Origin of the sequence: Acidaminococcus sp. AM05-11, from assembly GCF_003472805.1 — a bacterium.
Lineage (GTDB): Bacteria > Bacillota > Negativicutes > Acidaminococcales > Acidaminococcaceae > Acidaminococcus > Acidaminococcus hominis.
The window spans coordinates 20677-28821 of sequence record NZ_QRMX01000024.1; the positions used below are offsets into that span (position 1 = coordinate 20677).

The 8145-nt window shown below is 55.0% G+C and carries 7 protein-coding genes; 6 read left to right on the plus strand and 1 reads right to left on the minus strand.

The annotated features are described in order from the left end of the window. Positions 1 to 1778 precede the first annotated feature (1778 nt). Complete coding sequence (locus tag DW089_RS09260) at positions 1779 to 2156, minus strand: pyridoxamine 5'-phosphate oxidase family protein (RefSeq protein WP_118287163.1); 378 nt, start codon at positions 2154 to 2156, stop codon at positions 1779 to 1781. Between the two features lie 183 nt (positions 2157 to 2339). Here DW089_RS09260 and DW089_RS09265 point away from each other — a divergent pair, with 183 nt between their 5' ends. The 6 genes from DW089_RS09265 (at position 2340) to DW089_RS09290 (ending at position 8114) form a co-directional block, all read left to right on the plus strand. Further along, entirely contained in the window at positions 2340 to 2837 is a 498-nt protein-coding gene (locus tag DW089_RS09265) for an Rrf2 family transcriptional regulator (protein ID WP_118287164.1), read from the plus strand. Between the two features lie 108 nt (positions 2838 to 2945). After that, positions 2946 to 3491: a flavodoxin family protein gene (locus DW089_RS09270; protein WP_118287165.1), complete on the plus strand. Its 546-nt coding sequence runs from the start codon at positions 2946 to 2948 to the stop codon at positions 3489 to 3491. 217 nt (positions 3492 to 3708) lie between these two features. Continuing rightward, positions 3709 to 4680: a hypothetical protein gene (locus DW089_RS09275; protein ID WP_118287166.1), complete on the plus strand. Its 972-nt coding sequence runs from the start codon at positions 3709 to 3711 to the stop codon at positions 4678 to 4680. Positions 4681 to 4847: 167 nt separating this feature from the next. Beyond that, positions 4848 to 5612, plus strand: a complete 765-nt coding sequence (locus DW089_RS09280) for a 6-carboxyhexanoate--CoA ligase (RefSeq protein WP_118287167.1) — start codon at positions 4848 to 4850, stop codon at positions 5610 to 5612. Further along, positions 5602 to 6765 (plus strand): pyridoxal phosphate-dependent aminotransferase family protein, encoded by a 1164-nt coding sequence (locus DW089_RS09285; RefSeq protein ID WP_118287168.1) that lies wholly within the window; start codon positions 5602 to 5604, stop codon positions 6763 to 6765. The genes DW089_RS09280 and DW089_RS09285 overlap by 11 nt, the downstream gene beginning before the upstream one ends. Positions 6766 to 7592: 827 nt before the next feature. Further along, entirely contained in the window at positions 7593 to 8114 is a 522-nt protein-coding gene (locus DW089_RS09290; RefSeq protein ID WP_370450909.1) for a hypothetical protein, read from the plus strand. Positions 8115 to 8145: the final 31 nt, after the last annotated feature.

Here is an 8145-nt window from a genome sequence, read left to right on the forward strand (position 1 = left end):
TTATGTTGCTCAAGTTTGGGAGGTATGTATGCACCCCTCCGGGGCGGTGGGGCGTAAGGCACCTTCCGCCACCGAGCGTTCCAATAGGCTGTAGAGGTCCCGCCAGACTGCGAGGAACGCACAGTGACGACTTCCTCGTTGGTGATTGTTGGAAAAATGGGGCAATCACAGTCGAAGGCATTTTTAATCAAAAGGCCTTCGACTGGCGACGAGGAAGACACTTACTACCACCATAGTTCGTTGCTTGCAATAGGCTCGTGCAAGAAATTTGGTAGTGCTGACCCCATCCGAGGCGCTGCGCGCCCCACCTTCCCCGCTTGGACTGCTGTTGTGCGGAGAAGGCAGGCGGCCGATGGCCGCTAATCGTGGGTGAACTTCCTCTGCCGACTACGTCGGTATCTCCTTAGTGGTTCGCAGCTAGCTGTTCATCTTCGCTCGTAGAGCTCGATTCACAGGCTGCTATCACATGGCTCACATTAGCCAAGAGCCTATAATGCTCTTGGATGTGAACGCAACGCTTGAAGGAGACTTTCGTAACCACCACGGTTCAACTTCATATCGGCACCATATTTTAGATTTTACTTGACCAGTAACGGCTTGGAAGCCTACCACAGTGGTTCGCAGCTAGCCAATCAGCTACGCCCAATTTGGGCTTGCTTCTTGGGCTGCTTTCACATGGCTCGCATTAACCAAGAGTCTTTTGATAAACTGTAGACTCTTGGATGCGAGCGCAAAGCGTGTGGTAGGTGTCAGCCATTACCTTCCACATTTATGGGGAAGGGGAACCGCCCGTAGGGTGGTGGAAAGGGGGCTGACGAAGGAAGTTTTTCCCCATTGCCGCGTTGCGGCATTTCCCCAAGGGGAAAGTTTGTCCCCTTTTGGGGCTAGTTCAGACCGTTAGGTAGCTCAACTACAGAAAATTTGCCAATAGGCAAATTTTAGCTGTAGAAAACTCTGTACCGGATTTTTGATCGTGCGGTCAGCGGGGTATAGTGCAGGCATTCTACTTTTGAACTCCATCCGCCGGTGATTCCACCGGCACCTTCCTCTTCTCCTGTTCGCATAGCGAACAGGTAAGTGGAAGGCAGGCGGCCGGGAGGCCGCGAATAATCGGATAAACTTCTATCGTCGCCTCACGGCGACACTTCCTGAGCGGTTCGCTGCTAGCCAGTCATTTTCGCCTTTCAGGCTCAATTCCTGGGCAGCTATCACATGGCTCGCGTATACCAAACAGCTTTTGGAATACTTGTAGCGCTGTTTGGACGCGAACGCAACGCTTTACGGTCGCATCCAAATGTCAATGCAGTTTCCCGATGACATTTGGAATATGCGACCTATGTGATAGCCGTCCGTGAGCCGAACCCGTAGGGTGAAGGAGAACGGAGCACGGCGAACCACTCAGGAAGCGTTCTATATCGCTGCTGGTCAATTGTTAATCGTTACGATAGCTTTACTACTACATTCACTATTAAAAACACCTACAGCACAGGCCAGTACTACCCATGCCCTCCCCGCCATTCAGGAAGGGGAGGGACGGCCAATCCAAGGGCCGGGGTGGGGAAGGTCTCATTCTGCGGCCAAGGGCCGCCATATATTCCATCTTGATTCCTCAACAGCTTGAAGCCACCTAAATTCCAGGCTTCAAGCTGTTGTACGTTCTCTGTTTTACATCCTCCAATCCCTGTTGACCGCACCAACGCCATACACGATGCGCAAAAAAGAGCTGACGCCCTTACAAAGCGGGGCTGCAGCTCTAATCCTATGCTTTTTTGCTTCTTTTAAATCTTTTGGGTGCAGGTTTCGATGGTGATTTCCATGACTCTATTAGGGAAGGTGAGTTTCTTTTTCATCAGGTCGAATTCGGGGCCTTCGCTCAAAAAGCGGGCGGTGCCTTCCACAATGAAGCCGGTGCCTTGGTAGTCTTTATAGCCGAGGACTTCTTTGGTGCCTGCGGCGAGTTTGACTTTGGGGTTGGCGTTGACGTTTTTCTCGGTTTGGCGGAAGCCGAAGGCGGGGACGAGGATTTTGCCGTCTTGGGTGATTTCCAAGTAGGAATTCCAGGTGTTGACCAAATGGGGTTCGGGGGTAGCGCCCCAGGACAGGATGGTGACGACGCCTTCGTGTTTCAGTACTTCGCGGAATTTTTCGTTGATCATTTGTAGGCTCCTTTAGGGTTAATTGTTAATCGTGGATACGTTCTATCTGCAATTATAATAATCAATTTACTGCTCGCTGTCAAGGAAAAATAATAAAAGATAAATATTATCCATAATAGAATTGACGGGGGAGGGGTATCTGGGTTAAGATAGAGAAAATTCCAGGGAATGAGGAGAAGCAACATGAAATATTCTGTGGGTGTGGAGTATGCGCTCCATTGTTTGTTATATATGGTGGATTTGCCGGCGGGGCAGGCGGTGGGTATCAAGGATCTGGCGCTGTACCAGGGGGTCTCGGAGACGTATTTGTCCAAGGTGTTTACGCGGCTGCGGAAGGCGGGGCTGATCCAGGCGGCGCCGGGGGTAAAGGGCGGCTACAGGCTGCTGGCCAAGCCGGAGGAGATTACGTTCTGGGGGGTGGTGGAGGCCATTGAAGGGGCCGAGCCGCTGTTCCAATGTCAGGAGATCCGGCAGCGGGAGCTGCTGCTGGACCAGGAGCATTTGCCAGATGCGTACACGAAATGTCCTTGTCTTATCAATACGGTGATGCAGGAGGGGGAGAACCAGCTGCGGCAGTATCTTAACAGCAAGACGCTGGCCTGGCTGCACCAGCAGGTGGCTACGAAAATTCCGCAGGAGCACAAGCGGGCCATGGAAAACTGGTTTGCTGGGAAGCGGTAACTGTACAATTTTTGATTTTTCCGTGCTATTTCCTCTATATGTTGTTATAATATAGTTATCAGACAACAATTGTAGGTGTTTGAAGCACCTGTGGAGGAGGTATTGGTTATGGGCAAAAAAATTGTGGTAATCACGGGGAGTCCTCGAAAGAAGGGGAACACCATGGCGATGGCGGAGGCTTTCATCAAGGAGGCGGAGGCCAAGGGGCATGAGGTCTATCGTTTCGATGCGGCCAAGGCTAATTTGGGCGGCTGTCATGCCTGCGAGCAATGCTACCAGAATGGGAAGGCTTGTGCCTTTGATGATGATTTCAATACGCTGGCTCCAAAGATTCTGGAAGCGGATGATATTATTTTTGTGATGCCGGTGTACTGGTATTCCATTCCGGCCCAGATCAAGTGTGTGCTGGACAAGTTCTATTCTTTCTGCGTGGCGGGCAAGGATGTGGCCGGCAAGGGCTATGGGCTGATTGCTGCCTGCGAGGAAAACAGCATGGATGTGTTTGCTGGGATCCGGATTCCTCTGGCCAAGTCTGCTGACCTGTTGAAATGGCACAAGGTGGCTGAGGTGCTGGTGCCGGGGGTCTATCGTATCGGGGAAATTGATGATACGGATGGCTGCGAACGGGCTGCCAGAATGGCAGACGAACTGTAAACTGCAAAGTATATGCAGAAAAAAGGCTTGACGTTTGGCGGGGGTTCTCCTTTTGCGCAGGGGGCTCCCGCTTTTTCGGATAGCTTTATCAAAAAATAAACGTATAAATATAGAATTCCGATAATTCTTTCATCATTTTTTCATGTTTCTATGCTATAATTTATAATTATAAAGGAAACGGGTTGTTTCCATACCTTTTAGGAATGGGGTCCTAGGTATGTACTATAAAACTGCAGCTGTGGGCTGTCTGGTAATTGTGGGGCTGCTTTTTGCCTACCACCCAATCCGCAACGCCGTTTATCCGCCAAAAGGCGTATATCAGGGCGTGACGGCGGCCAGTACCGCATCAGATCTGATTTTTCGCAGAGCCAGTCAACTGGATCAGTCCAGGACGGTGGCCATCGAAAAGGTTTTGCATAAATATAATATGTCTTTGGAGAATATGCTGGTGGATGAGACCGGCCTGCTTCTGCTGGGCAAGGAAAATAAGGACAATACGTACCTGCTGGTGCAGATTACGCCCAACGGGGTCCACGGGCTGCCGGTAGCGGCTCTGGAAAAAGAAGGTAACCAGCGGGCTACGGGGCTCCAGGCTACGGAACAGGGGTTCTGGGTGGCGCTGGGGAGCCGGATTTTCCTGGTGGACAAGGCGGTGACCAAGAGTCATCTGATGGTGGAAGACTATAGCTATGACCGGATGCAGGGGAATCTGCTGGCGTACAAGAACAACAGTATTTTGTACGTGAACCGGAAAAGCGAGCTGGTTTCGTATCCCAGCAATACGGTGCTGCAGCTGCTGCCGTTGGACAGCCAGATTGCGGGCTGGGCCAACCAGGATTCTCATTTGTTCATCAGCCGGAAGAACAATACGTATGTGACGGACCTGGCGGGGGGCACCATCCGCAAGGCGTTCAATCATGATGTGCGGTGCATTGGGAATGTGCGGGACACCAGTCTGATGGTGCTGATTCCGCAGGAGCCGGGGCATCCGGCGTTCATCGATACCCGAGCGATTCAGGACAATTTTTTCCGGAACGATTCGGTGTATGAGTACGAGCCATTCTTATATAATGAGGAAACCGACGAGGTGGCACCGCTGCCGGATGGGCCCCGGTACCAGTCTTTGGACGACGAGATTTTGGACCAGGCGGTTTGGGACCTGATGGAAAAGCAGATTGACAATCTGTAAGAAGGTTTGGTAACTAAAAATATGCGTCAACATGCCCTGTTTGTCTATTTGACAAGCAGGGCTTTTTTGCGTAGAGTAAGGGAAGCGACCGAAGGTGGACTTCGGCTTCTTTTTTGTTTTAAAGGTTTACCGATTATATTTATATGGTTAACGAAGGAGGAATTGGTGTGCTGTACAGCGTGAAGATGCATTCCAGCCAGGGGGGAGTCCATGGTGTAGGGGGACGGCATATTTCCGGGGCGGAACGGATTGTCCCGGAGGGCAAGGTGGAGGAAAGTGTGGCGGCCATGCTGTTGCGGGCCCGGACCCACCAGCGGGGAGCGGCCAGCTTTATGCAGGTAAAGGTAGAGGAGGTGCCGGAGGAGAGCATCCAGTACTGCCCGGTGCTCCCGGTACACCAGATTACGACCCGGACCAAGGCGGAGGGCCGGCTGGCGGCTGGGGAGGAGCTGCGGCGGGCCGGGGTCAGCGCTCAGGCGGTGCAGGCGGGGCTCAAGCTGCTGGAGGGGCTCACGGACAGTATGCGGGGGGCCATGGTGGTGGACGCTCAATCGGGGGTGCGGCTGGACCAGCGGCAGGAACGGGGCGTACGGTGCAGCAATATGGATGCGACGGACACGGCGCTGTACGACCGGCATATGCACCAGCAGGGGCTGGGCGGCGACCATCCCCGGGAGGCGCTGGTGCTGGCGTCCAAGGTGGCCTACGGGCCGGGGACGGTGGCGGAACTGTGCTGGTCGGACGATCCCCAGTATGTAACGGGGTATGTGGGTTCCCGGCAGCGGGGGTACGTGCGGATCACGGTGCTGAAGGACCTGGGGGACCCGGTGGGGGGACGGATTTTCTTTGTGGCGACCGGCACGGATGTGGCGGCCTACGAGGAGTATATGCAGAATCAGACGGTACTGGTGAGGTGGCAGCATGAGGCTTAGGGAGCTTGGAACGGTACTGGAGGAAATTCGGCAGCGGGAGCAGTTCCGGCAGGTGCGGGACCTGCGCCTGGTAACGGCCACCCGGGGGCTGGACCGGCAGGGCAGGGAGTATCTGGTGTTTCATTCCAACGACTACCTGGGAATGACTCACGAGCCTTTGGTGCAGCGGGCGGCTCGGGAAGCGCTGGCCTGGGGCACGGGGTCCGGGGGTGCCCGGCTGACCTCGGGGGCACCCTTTGAGCTGTCGGAGCTGGAGGGGGCGCTGGCCAGTTTCAAGCACACGGAGGACGCAGTGATTTTTGGTACGGGCTACATGACCAATCTGGGGGTGCTGTACGGGCTGTGCGGCAGGGAAGATGTGATTTTCTCCGATGCCCTGAACCACGCCAGCATTATTGACGGGTGCCGGATTGTCCGGGCCCGGGTGGTGGTGTATCCCCACGGGGACCTGGAGGCGCTGGAGCGGCTGCTCCAGAAAACGGAGTGCCCAGGCCAGCGGTTTGTGGTAACGGACAGCGTGTTCTCCATGGACGGGGACGTGGCGGACCTGTCTGGGCTGCTAAGGCTGCGGGACAAGTACGGGGCCTGCCTGATTACCGACGACGCCCACGGGGTGGGGGTGATTGGGAAGACAGGCCGGGGGCTGGCGGAATACTGGGGCTGCCCCGGGGCGGATATCCAGGTAGGGACGCTGTCCAAAGCCCTGGGGGCAGAGGGCGGGTATGCTGCGGCGTCCCGGGAAATCTGCGACGCCCTGCGGAATTTGTCCCGGCCCTTCATTTTCTCTACGGCGTTGGGGCCGGCCACCGGGGCTGCAGCACTAAAGGCGCTGGAGCTGCTCCAGGCGGCGCCCAAGCGGTACGTGGGGCGCTTGCAGGAAAATGCCCGGTATATGCGGGAAAAGCTGGCAGCAGCGGGGCTGCCGGTGCTGCCAGGGGAGACGCCAATCTTGCCGGTGGTGCTGGGGGACGAAGGACGAACCCTGGCATTCGCCAAGGCGTGCCAGGAAGCGGGGCTGCTGCTGTCGGCCATTCGGCCGCCCACCGTGGCCCCGGGCAGCAGCCGGATTCGGCTGACCGTTACCGCCGCCCATAGCAGGGAGGAACTGGATTGGGCGGCGGAGGTGATGGGGAGGGAGTATATGCAAATTTGAGGGTGGTGCGGTCTGCGGACTTCCTGGTGCTGGTGCGGGGAATCCTCGCAGTGGTTCGCGGCTAGCCAGGCGGCGGCGCCCTACGGGCTTGCCTTCTGGGCCGCTATCACAGGGGTCGTATATTCCATTTCTCTACGGCCAAGGCCTTGAGAAATGGATACGACTCCCTTAGTCAGCCTGCGGTGATAGCTCCCCCAGCGGTTCGCCGTGTTCCAATCAGCTACGTCCTGACGGACTTGCTTCTTGGACGGCTATCGCATGGGCCTTATTGACCAAACATCCTTTGGGAAACTGTGAGGATGTTTGGATGCGGCCGCATAAAGTGAGGAGCCTTTAAGGGTTAGTGCGGTCTGCGGGGTGTGGGTGGAGCGGGCCCATCCGAGGCGCTGCGCGCCCCACCTTCCCTTGAACAAGCCCCATCTGCGCCTTTGCATTCTAATGCTAGGCGCATCTTCCCCATTTCAGCTGTTCCACAGCTGAAACGGAGAAGACGAGTGTGCGGAGAAGGCAGGCGGCCGGGGGCCGCAATACTGGAATATAAAAACAAGAAATATTTTAATCTTGATATTTACATTTTAATAAACTCTCTTCGTCACCTTCCGGCGACACTTCCCTCATTCTTGATGGAAGTCAACGGATATGTACTATTACGTTTATAAAATTACTTTTTACTTAGCACAACGTGGTAGTATATAAGAAGGATAAAGTATATTATTATTGCGAATTTACTTTAGCAACTGACCTCGCACGTTCACGGGGAGAGTGTTCCTTAACATTAACCTTGCTACAATCGAATCACCTGGTACTAAGGGGGTTACTTGATGTCAATGGATATGGAGAACACAACAAATACGGCTGCCAAGAAGATGCCCGGGGATTCTTGGGTCAGGGTTTTGTGCCGGACGGGGCTTTTGGCGGTGCTGATTACCATTAGCGGGAGTATCAAGCTGCCGGGGCTGGTGCCGGGAACAGGGTTTCAGCTATCGGCGCCGATTGCGGTAGCTATTTGTGGGGTATTTGGCTTCAAGCAGTACATTACTGCGGGGCTGGCGGCCTCTTTGGCTGGGTTTATGCTGGGTACGGCGAGTTTATTGGCAGTGGCCATCCAGTTGTCCTTTCGGCTGGGGGTCGGAGCAACTTGGTTATTACTCGGTTCCAGCCGGCTCTTTTATGTGATTTCCGGGCCCCTAGGCACCACCCTGGCCCGGGTGGTCATCTGGCTGCTGGTGGGCAAGGGGCTAAGCATTATGCTGGCCGCCGCTGCACCGGGGATGGTGTATACGGCGGGGACGGCGTGGTTCTTTGCCAAGGTGCTGCAGAGATGCAGGGGGTTAAACAGCAGTTTCTAAAAATCATACAAAACCATATAAACATGATTAT